Source organism: Yersinia mollaretii ATCC 43969, assembly GCF_013282725.1.
Lineage (GTDB): Bacteria > Pseudomonadota > Gammaproteobacteria > Enterobacterales > Enterobacteriaceae > Yersinia > Yersinia mollaretii.
In genome coordinates this window covers 3,826,510-3,841,617 of sequence record NZ_CP054043.1, presented here as the reverse complement: position 1 = coordinate 3,841,617, position 15,108 = coordinate 3,826,510, and the positions used below count along the sequence as shown (strand labels likewise).

Here is a 15,108-nt window from a genome sequence, read left to right as displayed (position 1 = left end):
ACTCCTGAGATCAGATTTCAATTATGAGCAAGAATACTCTGTGCCTGCTTGAACAGACGATTTCGCGAAAACATTAACTGCAAGCGGCTTCCGCCCACTTGTTGCCATAGCACCGCTGAGCGGATGCCCGCCAGCAGAGTGGCACGAATTTTTGCCTGCACCAGTGTGCTTTGTAAAATAGCCGGTGAACCTATCACCTGAATGCGTGGGCCGAGCGGGCTGATAACATCAGTATAAATGGATGCCAGCGAACTCATCATGGTTTCAGATTCGAGGTCAAAATGTGCCAGTTGGCGATCAAGCTGACTGATACGTTCACCTAAGGTATTCATGGCTGATTTATTGGCGTTGAGCTTACGTTCAAGCACCATCAGGCTTAGGGTATAGCGGGTCAGTTCCGCTGCGGGTCCCTGACGATTGGCATTTAGGACGCTTTGTAGTGTTTCCAGCCCCATCTTCAGGGATTGTTCATTGCCGCCAAACACCGCCAGTGTTGACGGGGGATTAGTTTGCAGTAATCCCCCCAGCACGGTACTGAGTGCGTCATTGTCGCACTGACCTTCATGGGCCAATTGTTGAACCAAGCGAGCTGACTGACAGATGCCTGCCAACGCCAGCGTAATATCATAATAGTTCTTCGCCACGGTCACTCCTGTAAACATTTTGGCTCGATGATGACTGATTTATTGGGTTGCTGAGTCAGTCAGTGGATAGCGCTCTTCAATAATACCCCCACCGAGACACACTTCACCTTGGTAGAAGACGGCGGACTGGCCGGGCGTAACCGCTGCAACGGGGTCATCAAACCGCACTTCAACACGCTCGTCATCCAGTGGTGTCACGGTACAGGGAATGTCCTGCTGGCGGTAACGGGTTTTCACCACGCAGCGGAAAGCGGCAGTGATGGGTTGGCGGTCAACCCAATGTAACTGCTGGGCAATCAGGCCCACAGACATTAAGCGCGGATGTTCATGGCCTTGTGCGACCAGCAAGATATTGTTGGCGACATCTTTATCCACTACATACCAAGGATCATCGCCACCGTCTTTGGTGCCACCGATACCTAAACCTTTACGCTGCCCCAAGGTGTGATACATCAAACCCTGATGTTCGCCCATATGCTGGCCGTCTACGGTCATGATAGGGCCGGGTTGCGCGGGCAGGTAGCGGCCAAGGAAATCGCGAAATTTTCGCTCGCCGATAAAACAGATCCCGGTAGAGTCTTTTTTCTTTGCAGTGACCAGATCAAGTTGCTCGGCGATGCGGCGAACTTCCGGTTTTTCTAACTCGCCAACGGGGAACAGGCTCTGAGCAAGCTGTTCGTGACTGAGTGTATAGAGGAAGTAACTTTGGTCTTTATTGCCATCCAGACCCCGTAATAAGCGGCTCTTACCGTTAACGTCCTGACGACGGACATAGTGACCGGTAGCAATATAGTCAGCCCCCAGATCTTCGGCGGCGAACTCAAGGAAGGCTTTAAATTTGATCTCTTTATTGCAGAGAATATCGGGATTAGGCGTGCGCCCAGCTTTGTACTCTTCGAGGAATAGCTCGAAGACATTATCCCAATATTCTGCGGCAAAATTGACGGTGTGCAACTCCATGCCCAGCTTGTCGCATACCGCTTGAGCATCGGCCAAATCGGTCGCTGCTGAGCAATACTCTTCGCCATCATCCTCTTCCCAGTTTTTCATGAACAGGCCGGCAACTTGGTAGCCCTGTTGCTGGAGCAGGTAAGCGGAAACGGAGGAGTCGACACCGCCGGACATACCGACGATTACTTTTTTCTGGCTGTTATCTGACATGGGAGTCTCACTAACGTAAATACCCCAGCTCCGGCAGGACCATTGCGGATCGACTATCCGAACAATTTACCCGCGCGGGAAAGGCATTATAAAAACAAGCGCCGGATTTTATCACGTTGGTCGCGTTGCTGCATTGCAGATTCGCAGTCTGGGCGAAATTACCTGCGAAAATCAAATCTGTCTGTTACAGCGGCCAGTTAAAGGGGCCGACTAAATCAAGCGAATAGCGCTCTGGCTGCTGGTAACAGCGGATACTTTCAGCGACCAGAGGTGATCGCAAATTGGCCGATTGCAGGATTTCATCGGCAGTGAGCCACAAGCAGCAGTCAATATCATTGTCATGGGGCGAGGTCGGTAGCGGTGCAGGCAGTTCAATCACGAAAGCGAAACGTAAGAATGGGGTTTTGTCCGGCGCTATCCATTGATGCATCCGCAGAAACGATTGGGGGGTTGCGCGTATGCCCGTCTCTTCCCACAGTTCTCTTTCCGCAGCCTGAAACAGGGTTTCATCCGCCTCAAGATGTCCTGCGGGCTGATTCCATAACTTTTTACCGTTGATGGTCTCTTCGACCACTAAAAACTTCCCTTGAGCGTGAACGACACAAGCGACGGTAACATGGGGCTTAAACATGGTTTATCTCCTTCCATTCGCCTGGCTGTAGATCGCCAAGACTTAAATTTCCCATACTAAAACGGATAAGACGCAGGGTTGGGAAGCCAATATGGGCCGTCATTCTACGAACTTGCCGATTGCGCCCCTCGAAAAGTGTGATCTTTAACCAACTGGTGGGGATCGATTTTCGTTCTCGAATGGGCGGATTACGTGGCCAGAGCCACTCGGGCTCACAAACTAACTCAGCACCGGCAGGTAGGGTCGGGCCATCTTTTAAGATCACGCCCCGCTGTAGCTGAGTCAGTGCTTCCTCTGTGGGTACCCCCTCCACTTGCACAAAATAGACTTTACCTGTTTTCTGGGCTGGTTGCGTCAGTTTGGCCTGTAATTTGCCATTGTTGGTTAATACCAGCAAACCTTCACTGTCACGATCGAGTCGGCCAGCGGCATAAACATCATTAAAAGGAATAAATTCCTTCAAAGTTCTGCGCCCAGACTCATCTGTGAATTGGGGTAAAACATCAAAAGGCTTGTTGAATAACAGCACCCTCTGTGGGGGCACTGGTATTGCCGTTTTGGCCGGTGACTGAGTGCTGAATCGGTTAACTTTGTGATTTTTAACAGAGAATTTATTCATGATTATTGCGATTCCGAATGATTAGCGCATTATACCTCAATCCGTTTCGGATTGGCGTGGAACGAATATTCAAGTAGTATTGACACGAATCTTACAAGGCATTAACAAAATTGCGCTGAAGGAGAGGTTGATGGAAAGCAAAGTAGTGGTTCCGGCAGAAGGTAAGAAAATTACTGTCGATGCTCAGGGTAAACTGGTTGTTCCGCATAATCCGATCATTCCTTTTATTGAAGGTGACGGCATTGGCGTTGATGTGACTCCAGCCATGATTAACGTGGTCGATGCTGCGGTTAAGAAAGCCTATAAAGGTGAGCGTAAAATCGCCTGGATGGAGATCTACACCGGTGAAAAATCAACGCATGTTTATGGCAAAGACGTTTGGTTGCCAGAGGAAACATTGGACCTGATTCGTGACTATCGCGTTGCAATTAAAGGCCCATTGACCACGCCAGTCGGTGGCGGCATTCGCTCTTTAAACGTTGCTTTACGTCAACAACTCGATCTGTATGTGTGCCTGCGCCCAGTGCGCTATTACGAAGGCACGCCAAGCCCGGTAAAACACCCTGAATTGACCAACATGGTGATTTTCCGCGAAAACGCAGAAGATATCTATGCGGGCATCGAATGGAAAGCCGGTTCACCAGAAGCTGAGAAAGTCATCAAGTTCCTGCGTGAAGAGATGGGCGTGAAGAAAATCCGCTTCCCTGAACAATGTGGTATCGGTGTCAAACCTTGTTCAGAAGAGGGGACCAAGCGCTTGGTACGTGCAGCAATTGAGTATGCAATTACCAACGATCGTGAATCAGTCACTCTGGTTCACAAAGGCAACATTATGAAATTCACCGAAGGCGCATTTAAAGACTGGGGTTACCAGTTAGCGCGTGAGGAGTTTGGTGGTGAGCTGATCGACGGCGGCCCTTGGGTTAAAATCAAGAACCCAAACAACGGCAAAGAGATCATCGTGAAAGATGTTATTGCCGATGCCTTCCTGCAACAAATCCTACTGCGTCCTGCTGAATATGATGTTATCGCGTGTATGAACCTGAACGGTGATTATATTTCTGATGCTTTGGCAGCACAGGTTGGCGGTATCGGTATTGCCCCTGGTGCCAACATTGGTGATGAGTGCGCACTGTTCGAAGCCACACACGGTACTGCACCAAAATATGCAGGTCAGGATAAAGTGAACCCCGGTTCTATCATTCTGTCCGCAGAAATGATGCTGCGTCACATGGGCTGGTTCGAAGCCGCAGACCTGATTATCAAAGGCACCGAAGGCGCGATTCAGGCCAAGACCGTGACTTATGATTTTGAACGTCTGATGGATGGCGCTAAGCTGTTGAAATGTAGTGAATTTGGCGACGCCATTATTCAGCACATGTAATTGCGCTTCGAGTGCAATAGTTCACGGAGGCTTCGGCTTCCGTGATTTTTTAAAGCGCCGCTAAGTGCTCCTGCAAAACCCCTCTGCAAAACTGTCTAGAAAGTAACCTGATTTAAACAGCTAAAACAGTCCATTCTTTACCTCGATCGTCATTGCATTTATCTGTCATTGCCTGATTTTTATGTCCGAGTAATGTCTTGGTATCTACTCCTTGTTCCCGATATAGCCTTCTGCTAATGATCGTTGTTCATGGAATGTTGGAGGGGTACCTTCTTTCCACTGAAACCCACTCTTATCTCTAGCGACAGAAAACCCCGTAATAATTTGATATGCAAATAGCGTATGCTTTAATCAAGGATGTTTGGACATCTGCTTTGTCTACATTGGGACGGAACCCCAATGTAGACTTATCGCATTTGAGAAGATTACGTAGTACTAATGCCTATATAGATATGAGCTTCTTCTGGGCTTTTATAAGCTTCAAAATCAGTAAGGAAGCTGCGACATATCTTGGGGTGTTGCTCAAAATAAGACCAGATGTTAGACCAAGTATGAATAATCGCATCGGGCATGACCCCTTTTGCTTCAAAAACGAGATATTCCCCAGCTTCAATGACAATATTTTCAAAACCGCTGTTTGACTTATCAACAGATACACCAACGGTTAAATCATAGAAGCCAGTAGCGTCAGATTCATAAGCCGAGTAAACGCCAAAAATAGGAGTATCTGGTAGCCGTGTTGAGATCTGTTCTGCCACTCCCTCTGAATAGAACTGTGTCCATAGCCCAGGGATTCTTGCACTTTCAGAATTAAACTCATCAATATTTTTCGTACGTACACAAAGCCCTGTCACACAGAAGCTTTTTATATATTCAGACTTTGGTTTCATAATGATTGTTTTCCAATGTAAATTAGGATTATACCCTAAATTTACGGTAGGATTTTTGACAAAAAAGTGTAGGAAAAATATCAATAATCATAATCATTGACGCTGATAATTAAAAATAACAGATTATTCTTACGTATTCAGTATCGGGGCGTATGAAAGGCCAACGCATTGGCTATATCCGGGTCAGTAGTTTTGATCAGAACCCTGAACGGCAACGGGATCAAACTCAGGTGATAAAGTCTTCACCGATAAAACATCTGGCAAAGATGCCCTGTGGTCAGAACTGGATTCCTTATAAGCCGGTGGTTTTTCTTTTGCAGTACCGCCATGAAAATCGGCCGCATTAGTGCGGAAATAAATTCTCACGTTTTATCCTGACTTCTATCGTCCCCTTTGCTGGACACAAATTGGTTCCAAGAATATTGTTGAGGGAAGAATTAGAGCCGCCTGAAAAGTCAATTCTATGCATTGTACAAAATACATTATATTCGTGGCCGTGATTAGTTTCCCCGTTGTTTCATTTGCGGCACCGAATGTGCAAGTGGGATTTTCGCCGGAAGGCTCAGCTCGAGCATTAGTGCTGAACGTCATCAATAGCGCACATAAATCTATCCAGATGATCGGTTATTCGTTTCAAGCGCCGGACATTGCAAAGGCATTAATTGCTGCGAGAGAGCGGGGTGTTGATGTCCGTGTTGTTGTGGATAAAAGACGCAATCAAGTGAATGCGAGCAAAACTACGATGTTGTATGCTGCCAATAATGGCGTAAAGCTGCGTATTGATGGGCATTATCATATCCAGCACGATAAAACGATTATTGTTGACGGCCAAACGGTTGAAACAGGATCATTTAATTTTGCCCCTTCGGCTGAAACTGAGAACTCAGAAAACGTGGTTGTCATACGTGGGATGCCTAAAGTTGTTCAACAGTTTGTAACACACTGGAATTCACGCTGGGATAAGGGTGTTCCATTTAAGCCAACTATTAGATTACGTGTTTCCGCCAGCTAGTCTCCTCGTATAGCGCCGTAGTTGAGGGATTTATCGCCGAATAGTGATTAAATAAACGCTTTCTATTGGCAAAATCCCTAAAATTTTTAAAGTATTAGCTGTGTGTCTCTTGGTTTTGCAGTCACTCCTGCTAGAGTGTGTCCACTGATTATTATAGGAATAGTAATTAATGGGACGGACTTTAAGTATTTGTTTGCTGGTCTTGGCATTAAGCGCCTGCGATAAGGGTCATGAGCCTTACGTTTTCACAGCGAACGTTGCAAGTTACTCTAATATATTCGGGTTTGATCCAATACAGGGGCCTGTAAAATCACTGACTCAAAAAATGCTAGATGCAAAAGGTGATATTTATTCTGAGGTTCATGCAGAGATTAATGAGGATGGATGCTTTACCACTCTTCAGATACAGACTCCTGCCCAAGATGTCGATTTAGATTATGTAAAAGAGGGCGGCTATCTAATCGATAATAAAACGAAAGAGAAACAACTCGTTTTAAATGAAAAATGCCACATTACGCAGACGGCGAGTGGAAACGTTAACGTTTTAATTAATGACAAAGGATTCGTAACAGATGTCAAAATGTCTGAATCTGGAGTGACAAAAAAACACTATGATTATGACGATAATGGGTTTCCTATCGTAGATATTAGTTATGATATCGGAAAAGCGTTTAAAATAGTGACGGAACTAGACGCGAAAGGACAAAACCCATTCAATTATAAAACGAAGATTTATGAAGATGATAAGCTTCTGCTTTCAACCAGAAGAGAGTGTAAGACTGATTCTCATGGGAATCCGGCATCTTGTAAAATAGAGAGTTTGAACCCTGATGGTAAAGTAATTGAAATCTATACGGCGATATATGAAACAGAGTACTACTGATCGCTGTGTTTTAATTAATTTCTAGTTCTAATATGATTGGCGGGAAACTCCCCGCCAATCATATGCGGATACCTATACGAAAGGGGGCTCTCTTTTTATAATTTTATCTATAATATTTAGCACGCCAGAATCATTATTCGATTCGGCTTGGTATTTTGCTATTTTTTTAATGTTATCGGGTGCATTAGCCATTGCATAACCAAAACCTGCGTATTGCAACATCTCCACATCATTACCACCATCGCCAAAAGTGACGACTTCCTCATCTTTTACCCCCCAATTTTTTTGGAGTAATTTAATACCATTGGCTTTGTGAACACCGGGTATTATCAGGTCAACAGAACCATGGCCGCTGGATACGGGGGTAACAATTCCTGCCAATTTCTGTTCAATGAATGTCATAAAACCGGGCAACTTCTCATTGGGTAAACTGATCGCGAATTTAAATGCAGGTTCAGTAACTTGATTAAAGTTATCAATGATTTTAAGGCGATGGTAGTATTTACTCATGGTGGCATAGAAATCTTCATCTGAAGAGCTCAGCATATATGCCCCATTTTTGCTGCAACGGATAACATCTAAATAAGGTATCGACAGTAGCGTTTTCAGTACGTTATTTGTGTCTTGGCTGGCGATTTCACCGCAAAAAATCTCGGTATTTTTGTCACTGACATAGGCACCATTTTCAGCAACAAAAGCGATTTCGTGGGCAATATCAGGGAAAAATGAGATCAACTGATAATATTGATTGCCACTGGCAACAACAAATCTTATTCCATTTTCTTTTAATTGTGAATATTGCGCACTAAACCGTTGCCGATCAAAGCTCATTTGATCGTTGAGGAAGGTTCCATCCATATCAACAGCAATAATTTTGATGCTCATTTCATTTTCCTCTTTAAAAATATTTAAAATATAGGACTGTTTGAAGATGTCTGAGTGTTATTTTCTCTAAAAAAAAGCTAGCATAATTTTGCTAGCCGGTAAAATTACCTACTCAGTTACATTCATAATCTTCGAAAAAGGCTTCTGTTCATTATCTTGCTGCTTTTCTTCACCGTTATATCGCGGCTAGTCACTGATGTATTTCAGCTTAAATGCACCCAGCGCAATGACGAGAAAGGTCAGTGCGACTATTGAGAATGCAATGTAAAGATTAGTTAAGTGGGCAATAAAGCCGATCAGTGCCGGTCCACCCAATATCCCGAAATAGCCCATTGTTGCCACCAAAGCGACAGACATATTAACGGGCATCACTTTTTCCTGACCCGCCAGAGTGATAAGTACAGGGACAATATTGGCGGCACCCACACCGACCAGAGCAAAGCCAAGCAGAGTAAATTTCCAATCTGGAATAATGACCACGATCGCATAACCGATCATGGCAAATACACTGCTGAAAATCAGGACGCGTTTGCGGCCCAAGAGGCTGACAACTTTATCGCCACTAAAACGCATTATCGACATAGTGCCACCAAAAATAGCAAACCCCCATCCGGCATGAACTATGTCAAGGCCTCGGTCATTTGTCAGAAATACGCCACTCCAATCCAATATTGCACCTTCGGCCATGAAACATATCATGCACATAAGTGCCATTAAAATGAGCCTAAAGTTTGGTCGCGGTTTTGTCATTACCGACTTATTAGGCTCTTTATGATCGCCAAAGGGGATTAATTCGTTGAATACGACAGATGTAATTATTCCAATTACGGTGACGGCAATAAGTGTCACGGTGATGGGCATTAAGCCAATGGTAAACAATATTGCACCACCTCCTGCTCCCACAATCGAGCCAATACTGAATAAGCAATGGAAGCCGGACATAAGAGGTTTATCAGAGGATTGCTCAACCAGAGAGCCTTGTACATTCACGGCAACATCGACCAAGCCAATACCCGCGCCAAAAAAGAATAGGCATAATGCCATTAAGGGAAATAGATCAATAACGGCCAATGTGGGTAGGAAAAAGCAGGTCAGTGCAATACCTAATAACATGATCCTTCGGCATCCCAAACGGCCAATAAGTTTTCCTGAGAAAAGCATCGCGAGAAGTGACCCACTGCCTAGGCAGAGCAGCAGCATACCCAATGAACCTGCATCGAAATTTAATCTATTTTGTGCGTAGGGCACCAGTGACGCCCAAAGTCCCATAGCAAATCCGGCGACAAAGAAGATAGCTCGTGTGGCGACACGTTTAGCTTGGGAATCCAGAGAGTAGTCGATGGTATGAGTAGACATTCTTTAGTGACCTTTCTCTGGTTAACTGTGGCAAGTGAACTCGGGTCATTAGTCCGAAAACACTTAATAAAAGACTTAAATTAAGTGTTAAAGTATAAGCGGAGACTTGATGTGTCAAGCAGAATCTTGATTGATAGGCAGGGTTGCAAAGTGAGGTGAAAGGGCAAGGTGTATTGAAAGGGTAGTGCTAACTTGAGGTGTTTTTTAGAATCGCTGTATTTCTGCCCTAGATAAAGTTATCCCATAGCAGGAGTTTCCAAGTTAGATTTTAAATACTCGGAAGTTATTATAGGCATCAAGGGTGTATTCTGATATTCCATTATGGTAGTCGGATTTTATGTTATCGCGATAAACAAAGTGGGGGATATGCTTGCTATCAAATCTTTTTAGTAACTCCCCAGAAAGATCTTCGATGCAATTCTGGCTGACCTGCTCGCCAGATATGGCTATAGTGGCGGGATTAATTATCGCAATCAGAGATGACGTAATATGGATAAGTCTCTCTAACACGAGTGTACTCTGAGACCGTACATTCACTTTATTTACAACATGATCATAAAATGGCAGTTTAGCTACCTCACCTGCGAATTGGCTTGCACCTCTTAGCATTTCCCCTGAAATAACAATGCCGCAGCCAGCACAGTGTCTTGGTGGCATATAAATGTAAGCAACAGGTGAATCTATATTACGGCAGTGATTACGATAGAAGCCAAATGCCGTATAATTCATATCATTCCCTACTTGGACAAAAATACCAAAATGAGAACTGAGTAGCTCAGATATTGCTAATCCCTCCAGATTACTAATGTCACAGGAGAGCACATTTCCACTAACAACAATGCCCGGCACCCCCAACCCTATTGCTTTGATATTAGGGTATTTATCAGAGAGCTTTTGAATGTGTGTAATTAATGCATCTACGGTAAAATTACTGTAGATTTCATCGTGTTCGTCAATGGTATTATTATCAGCAGAAGTTAAGCATGAGGAAATAACGCCTGAGGTGTTGGTCCCCTCGACGTAAATGCTTAATAAGCTAAAGTAGTTTGAGTTATATCTATAACGTTTTGCTGGGCGGCCACCTCGAGACTCATCAAGGGACTCCTCAATAATTTCTCCCTTAGAGCAGAGTTCATTCAAAATGGTGCCACATGTCGCCAGACTTAGCCCAGTTTGGTTGGATATATCACCTTTGGTTGCCGAGATCAGTGATTTTAATGTACTCATAACCAACATAATATTTTTTTGTTTCATCTGTCTGGTTGTATTAATCGGTACAGTAGTCATTTTTTTCACCAATGATTCAGCAGAAATGAATATAACATGTTAGTTTTTATGAGGAAAACACTATCATTAGGATCATGCAGTCATGTTACGTGATTTTCTTTTGAGCAAGTTCTGATTGAACCGATAAAGTAAAACTCAATCCAGCCTGTAGGTGTATTAAGCCACCTACAGACTTTCAATGACAGCAGGTATTAGCCCGCAGACTCTTGCTTATATAGCTCTTTTTGCGGTTTTTTATGAATTTCAGACTCGTGAAATGAGGCATCTTGCGATATGACTTCTATTGGTGCCGCTGCAACCTCACTAGCACGTTTACGCAAGCTGAACCAACCGACAATAAGTAACACGATTATCACTGGCACAGTGGCGACGGTCCAAGTGCCATTTGGATAGTCGAAGGCCATCATCACTAAAACACCGAACAAGAAACAGAGTGTCAGCCAAGATGTTACGGGCGCACCAGGCATCTTAAAGGAGACCGGTTTTGCCGTTCCCCGCTTGATGGCCTGACGCAGCTTCATCTGGCAGATAATGATAAATGCCCATGAGCTGATAATACCCAAAGAGGCAATGTTCAATACAATTTCAAATACTTGAGATGGAACAAGGTAGTTCAGAAACACACCCAATACATAAATCCCAACGGTCACTAATATTCCGGCATAAGGAACCGATTGTGGGCTCATTTTGGACATGAATTTAGGCGCTGAACCACCCATTGATAGCGAACGTAGAATGCGGCCAGTGGAGTAAAGGCCCGAGTTCAAGCTGGAGAGCGCGGCCGTTAACACCACGATATTCATGATGCTACCAATGTAGGGGACACCTAAGTTGCTAAAAAATGTTACGAAGGGGCTTTGACCCGCCTGATAGCTATTCCAAGGTAGTAAACAGACTAATAGCACCACAGAGCCGACATAAAATAGGCCGATACGCCAAATAACACTATTAATTGCTTTTGGCAGCATTTTTTCCGGGTCCTTGCATTCACCTGCCGCCGTGCCAATCAATTCAATGCCGGCGAAAGCGAATATGACCCCTTGAACCAATATCAGTGCTGGCAATAATCCGTGAGGGAATAATCCCCCATTATCTGTGATGAGATGCATGCCGGTAGGATGCCCTGCAACACTCTGCCCAGTCCCAAGGAAGACTACCCCCACGACTAAAAATATGGCAATGGCGGCAACTTTGATTAGAGCAAACCAGAACTCCATTTCGGCGAACCACTTCACTCCAATCATATTCATGGTCGCGACAATGAATAGCGCACCGAGTGCAAATAACCACTGAGGTACATCAGAGAAGCTGCCCCAATAGTGCATATAAAGTGCCACTGCGGTGATATCAACAATGCCAGTCATTGCCCAGTTGAGAAAATACATCCATCCGGCAACATAGGACGCTTTTTCGCCTAAAAACTCTCTTGCATAAGAAACAAAGCTGCCACTGGAAGGGCGATGTAAAATTAATTCGCCGAGAGCTCTCAGAATAAAAAACGAGAAAACGCCGCATATGAGATAAACCAAAGCCAGCGCCGGGCCAGCCATTTGTAAGCGGGCACCTGTGCCTAAAAACAGCCCAGTGCCAATAGAACCGCCGATAGCTATCATCTGTATATGACGTCGACCCATACTTTTGTGGTAGCCAGTATCATTAGAATCTAACCAGCGTTTTTTTGCGGCGTGATGAGTCTCCGCAGAGTATTTTCCTGACATCATAAACTTTCCTATTTTCCTGTCTGTCGTGCAATCATCGTGAATGTATTACAGCAACTGATTGCTAAAGGTTAATGCATAAATAGCGTCTTAGCGCCTTCCGTTATTATGGTTTTTATTACTGTCATTGGATTTCTGGAGGGGCATGCTATCGTTTCTGACGTGATGAGGCAAAAAAATATTCACTTATAAATTATTTTTTTTGTGTTATTACCCGAGTCAGTAATTGATAGTGATAGGTTGTTTTATATGCAATGATAATATTTTCAAGGTGATGTATTTACCATTTCTATTGAATTAATTTTCAACAATTTATAGCTCATTGTTAACTTGATGAAAATTCAATAATTACTTGCCTTAAATATAAATCAAGCACATATCGATTATGTGAAAACTATTTTCAAGCTTAACTTACAATGGCAGATTATTTTTAGAGGCAGAATTGCAATTTGTCTTATTTGCTATAATAATTATATATCATTGATTTTTGATCTATTATTTTAAGATTGTGATTTATTTTTTATGTAGTGATGTTAGTAATGTTAATGACATTTCTCATTCTGCTATATCATTACAATGATATGGAATTTCTCAATAGGTTTTGTACAGATGTTCTCATGTAATACCCTTGAGCTTGTACTAATTATAAAGCACACGTATTTCGGCTAATCTGAGCTCAGAAACACAATGTGTTGAGTGTGATATGACCATTTGTACCTCTGTAATGAGGATGTACATGGCCATGAAGGAGATGATGATTAATCATACTATATTTTCTATTTCTATGATAACTAATAGGAAATAAAATATATCATTTCTTGATGAACGATGCATTTTGGCGGTTTTTCTTATTGAAGCAGTAGATTTAGAGGGGTAGAGGATAGATTACCTTTGTCAAGGCTGAGGATCTTATTATTAACTGAAAATCATAACAGATAAATCGTTTATCATTCAAATTATTTAATTACAAAACGCCAAGTTAAGTTAATTATAATAAACTTGATGATATCTTCTCAAAAACAGAAATCCTAATCACGCCGGCTATTTTTTTATTTTTAATCGAGTGGTAGTTTGATGGCATATATTTGCACTTAAACTCAATGTTTGATGTGTAATATCGACAATGTACTCTCTAGTGCCAGTTAGGTTGATGTTTTTATTAGAGGTGTTAACTGGATAGATATTAACCATGATGCGGCATAGATAAACCCGCTCCCTAGGTGCTACCCAACTGTAGGTATAAAATGAAAAAAATAAATCAGGATACCGCTCTTGCATCCGCCGATAAAATTGACATAACGGATAAATCCGCCGCCAAGAAATTTATTTTAAGTATAAATGAGATGAATATAAATACCATGCCTATGGCATTATTTATGACTATTTCAGCCATTGTGTTCATTTCCGCTTATGCCAGCTACTTACCAAAAAATATGATTGGCGGGCTGGCTGTTATCATGACAATGGGCTTTGTTTTATCACACATCGGCCGTCATATACCGGTGTTGAAAGATATCGGTGGACCCGCCATTTTATGTTTAATGGTGCCATCGGTTCTGGTTTACTTTGGTATTTTCCAAACGAATACGTTGGACACCGTCCACTTGCTGATGAAAGAGGCGAATTTACTCTATTTCGTGATAGCCAGTCTGGTGGTCGGGAGTATTCTAGGCATGAATCGCGTGGTGCTTATCCAAGGGATGACGCGGATGTTTATCCCGCTGGTAGTGGGCACGATAACCGCAGTGGCTACGGGTTTGCTGGTTGGTAAATTATTTGGTTTTACCGCTTACCACACATTCTTCTTTATTATTGTGCCCATCATCGGTGGCGGTATTGGTGAGGGTATATTGCCATTATCACTGGCTTATTCAGCCATCCTTGGGCAGTCTCCAGATATCTATGTTGCTCAACTTGCACCTGCGGCGGTGGTCGGGAATATATTTGCGATTATTTGTGCGGGTGTATTGGCGCGTATTGGTATGCGGCGCAAAGATCTCAATGGTGAGGGGATGTTAATTCGCTCGGCAAAGGATAATGCCGTATTTACTTCGCAAGAGGGGCCAAAACAAGCGGACTTTCAGTTAATGGGTGGAGGGCTGTTGATGACCTGCGCTTTCTTTATTGTCGGTGGTTTGTTTGAGCATATTGTTCATATCCCTGGCCCCGTATTGATGATCTTGATTGCGGTGATGTGCAAATATGCGCAGGTTATTCCATCGAAAATGGAGCAGGGCGCGCATAGCTGGTACAAATTTGTCTCTACCACACTGGTGTGGCCGCTGATGATTGGTCTCGGAATGCTCTATGTTCCACTCGAAAGTGTTGTTGCGGTGTTCTCTGTTGGGTATGTCGTGGTCTGTGGTGCCGTGGTGCTATCAATGGCCGCAATCAGTTTTATTATCGCCCCATATTTAAATATGTATCCGGTGGAAGCTTCCATCGTTACCAGTTGCCACAGTGGATTAGGGGGGACGGGGGATGTGGCGATTCTGTCCGCATCTAACCGGATGTCATTGATGCCATTTGCTCAGATAGCAACCCGTATTGGTGGAGCATCTACCGTGATTGGTGCCACGCTACTATTAGGCTGGATTATGTAAATCTTCGTGGATAAAGAAGGCATAAGCGGTATCCC

General features: G+C 43.6%; 13 protein-coding genes and 2 pseudogenes. 5 read left to right on the top strand and 10 right to left on the bottom strand.

Annotation, left to right across the window (positions count from 1 at the left end; translation table 11 throughout):
- Window positions 1–17: 17 nt before the first annotated feature.
- The 4 genes from hflD to rluE form a co-directional block, all read right to left on the bottom strand.
- A complete protein-coding gene (gene hflD / locus HRD69_RS17155) occupies window positions 18–644 on the bottom strand; it encodes a high frequency lysogenization protein HflD (RefSeq protein WP_032813225.1) in 627 nt (208 codons plus the stop codon).
- A gap of 39 nt (window positions 645–683) precedes the next feature.
- A complete protein-coding gene (gene mnmA / locus HRD69_RS17150) occupies window positions 684–1,805 on the bottom strand; it encodes a tRNA 2-thiouridine(34) synthase MnmA (RefSeq protein ID WP_004873897.1) in 1,122 nt (373 codons plus the stop codon).
- 184 nt (window positions 1,806–1,989) lie between these two features.
- Window positions 1,990–2,436, bottom strand: coding sequence for an NUDIX hydrolase (locus tag HRD69_RS17145; RefSeq protein ID WP_032813226.1), 447 nt, complete (start codon window positions 2,434–2,436; stop codon window positions 1,990–1,992).
- Window positions 2,429–3,055 (bottom strand): 23S rRNA pseudouridine(2457) synthase RluE, encoded by a 627-nt coding sequence (gene rluE / locus HRD69_RS17140; RefSeq protein WP_004873899.1) that lies wholly within the window; start codon window positions 3,053–3,055, stop codon window positions 2,429–2,431. The genes HRD69_RS17145 and rluE overlap by 8 nt, the downstream gene beginning before the upstream one ends.
- A gap of 130 nt (window positions 3,056–3,185) precedes the next feature.
- Between rluE and icd the strand changes: the two genes are divergently transcribed.
- The gene (icd, locus tag HRD69_RS17135) at window positions 3,186–4,439 is read left to right on the top strand and encodes an NADP-dependent isocitrate dehydrogenase (protein ID WP_004873900.1); all 1,254 of its coding nucleotides are present in this window, start codon (window positions 3,186–3,188) and stop codon (window positions 4,437–4,439) included.
- 112 nt (window positions 4,440–4,551) lie between these two features.
- On the opposite strand, the pseudogene HRD69_RS20650 reads toward icd, so the two are convergent.
- Window positions 4,552–4,751 (bottom strand): annotated as a pseudogene (locus HRD69_RS20650) (site-specific integrase); the annotation flags it as partial.
- A 113-nt stretch (window positions 4,752–4,864) separates the two neighbouring features.
- Entirely contained in the window at window positions 4,865–5,329 is a 465-nt protein-coding gene (locus HRD69_RS17130) for a GyrI-like domain-containing protein (RefSeq protein ID WP_032813227.1), read from the bottom strand.
- Between the two features lie 152 nt (window positions 5,330–5,481).
- On the opposite strand from HRD69_RS17130, the pseudogene HRD69_RS20520 reads away from it, so the two are divergent.
- The 3 genes and pseudogenes from HRD69_RS20520 to HRD69_RS17115 form a co-directional block, all read left to right on the top strand.
- Window positions 5,482–5,624 (top strand): annotated as a pseudogene (locus tag HRD69_RS20520) (recombinase family protein); the annotation flags it as partial.
- 168 nt (window positions 5,625–5,792) lie between these two features.
- Window positions 5,793–6,341 (top strand): phospholipase D family nuclease, encoded by a 549-nt coding sequence (locus tag HRD69_RS17120; RefSeq protein ID WP_032813229.1) that lies wholly within the window; start codon window positions 5,793–5,795, stop codon window positions 6,339–6,341.
- 169 nt (window positions 6,342–6,510) lie between these two features.
- On the top strand, window positions 6,511–7,224 hold the full coding sequence (locus HRD69_RS17115) for a YnfC family lipoprotein (protein ID WP_004873904.1): 714 nt from the start codon (window positions 6,511–6,513) through the stop codon (window positions 7,222–7,224).
- A 72-nt stretch (window positions 7,225–7,296) separates the two neighbouring features.
- On the opposite strand, the gene HRD69_RS17110 is transcribed toward HRD69_RS17115, so the two are convergent.
- From HRD69_RS17110 to ansP, 4 genes are all read right to left on the bottom strand, one after another.
- Complete coding sequence (locus HRD69_RS17110) at window positions 7,297–8,109, bottom strand: Cof-type HAD-IIB family hydrolase (protein ID WP_172984626.1); 813 nt, start codon at window positions 8,107–8,109, stop codon at window positions 7,297–7,299.
- 186 nt (window positions 8,110–8,295) lie between these two features.
- The gene (locus HRD69_RS17105) at window positions 8,296–9,465 is read right to left on the bottom strand and encodes an MFS transporter (RefSeq protein ID WP_004873907.1); all 1,170 of its coding nucleotides are present in this window, start codon (window positions 9,463–9,465) and stop codon (window positions 8,296–8,298) included.
- Window positions 9,466–9,726: 261 nt separating this feature from the next.
- The gene (locus tag HRD69_RS17100; protein ID WP_004873908.1) at window positions 9,727–10,752 is read right to left on the bottom strand and encodes an ROK family protein; all 1,026 of its coding nucleotides are present in this window, start codon (window positions 10,750–10,752) and stop codon (window positions 9,727–9,729) included.
- A gap of 191 nt (window positions 10,753–10,943) precedes the next feature.
- Entirely contained in the window at window positions 10,944–12,473 is a 1,530-nt protein-coding gene (gene ansP / locus HRD69_RS17095; RefSeq protein WP_032813230.1) for an L-asparagine permease, read from the bottom strand.
- Window positions 12,474–13,714: 1,241 nt separating this feature from the next.
- On the opposite strand from ansP, the gene HRD69_RS17090 reads away from it, so the two are divergent.
- Window positions 13,715–15,073, top strand: a complete 1,359-nt coding sequence (locus HRD69_RS17090; protein WP_004873910.1) for a 2-hydroxycarboxylate transporter family protein — start codon at window positions 13,715–13,717, stop codon at window positions 15,071–15,073.
- Window positions 15,074–15,108: the final 35 nt, after the last annotated feature.

Excerpts from the sequence above, each read along its gene's own strand:
- HRD69_RS17130 (WP_032813227.1), bottom strand. The coding sequence starts at position 5,329 with ATGAAACCAAAGTCTGAATATATAAAAAGCTTCTGTGTGACAGGGCTT.
- HRD69_RS17105 (WP_004873907.1), bottom strand. The coding sequence starts at position 9,465 with ATGTCTACTCATACCATCGACTACTCTCTGGATTCCCAAGCTAAACGT.
- rluE (WP_004873899.1), bottom strand. The coding sequence starts at position 3,055 with ATGAATAAATTCTCTGTTAAAAATCACAAAGTTAACCGATTCAGCACT.
- HRD69_RS17145 (WP_032813226.1), bottom strand. The coding sequence starts at position 2,436 with ATGTTTAAGCCCCATGTTACCGTCGCTTGTGTCGTTCACGCTCAAGGG.
- icd (WP_004873900.1), top strand. The coding sequence starts at position 3,186 with ATGGAAAGCAAAGTAGTGGTTCCGGCAGAAGGTAAGAAAATTACTGTC.
- HRD69_RS17115 (WP_004873904.1), top strand. The coding sequence starts at position 6,511 with ATGGGACGGACTTTAAGTATTTGTTTGCTGGTCTTGGCATTAAGCGCC.
- HRD69_RS17120 (WP_032813229.1), top strand. The coding sequence starts at position 5,793 with ATGCATTGTACAAAATACATTATATTCGTGGCCGTGATTAGTTTCCCC.
- HRD69_RS17110 (WP_172984626.1), bottom strand. The coding sequence starts at position 8,109 with ATGAGCATCAAAATTATTGCTGTTGATATGGATGGAACCTTCCTCAAC.
- HRD69_RS17090 (WP_004873910.1), top strand. The coding sequence starts at position 13,715 with ATGAAAAAAATAAATCAGGATACCGCTCTTGCATCCGCCGATAAAATT.
- HRD69_RS17100 (WP_004873908.1), bottom strand. The coding sequence starts at position 10,752 with ATGACTACTGTACCGATTAATACAACCAGACAGATGAAACAAAAAAAT.
- ansP (WP_032813230.1), bottom strand. The coding sequence starts at position 12,473 with ATGATGTCAGGAAAATACTCTGCGGAGACTCATCACGCCGCAAAAAAA.
- mnmA (WP_004873897.1), bottom strand. The coding sequence starts at position 1,805 with ATGTCAGATAACAGCCAGAAAAAAGTAATCGTCGGTATGTCCGGCGGT.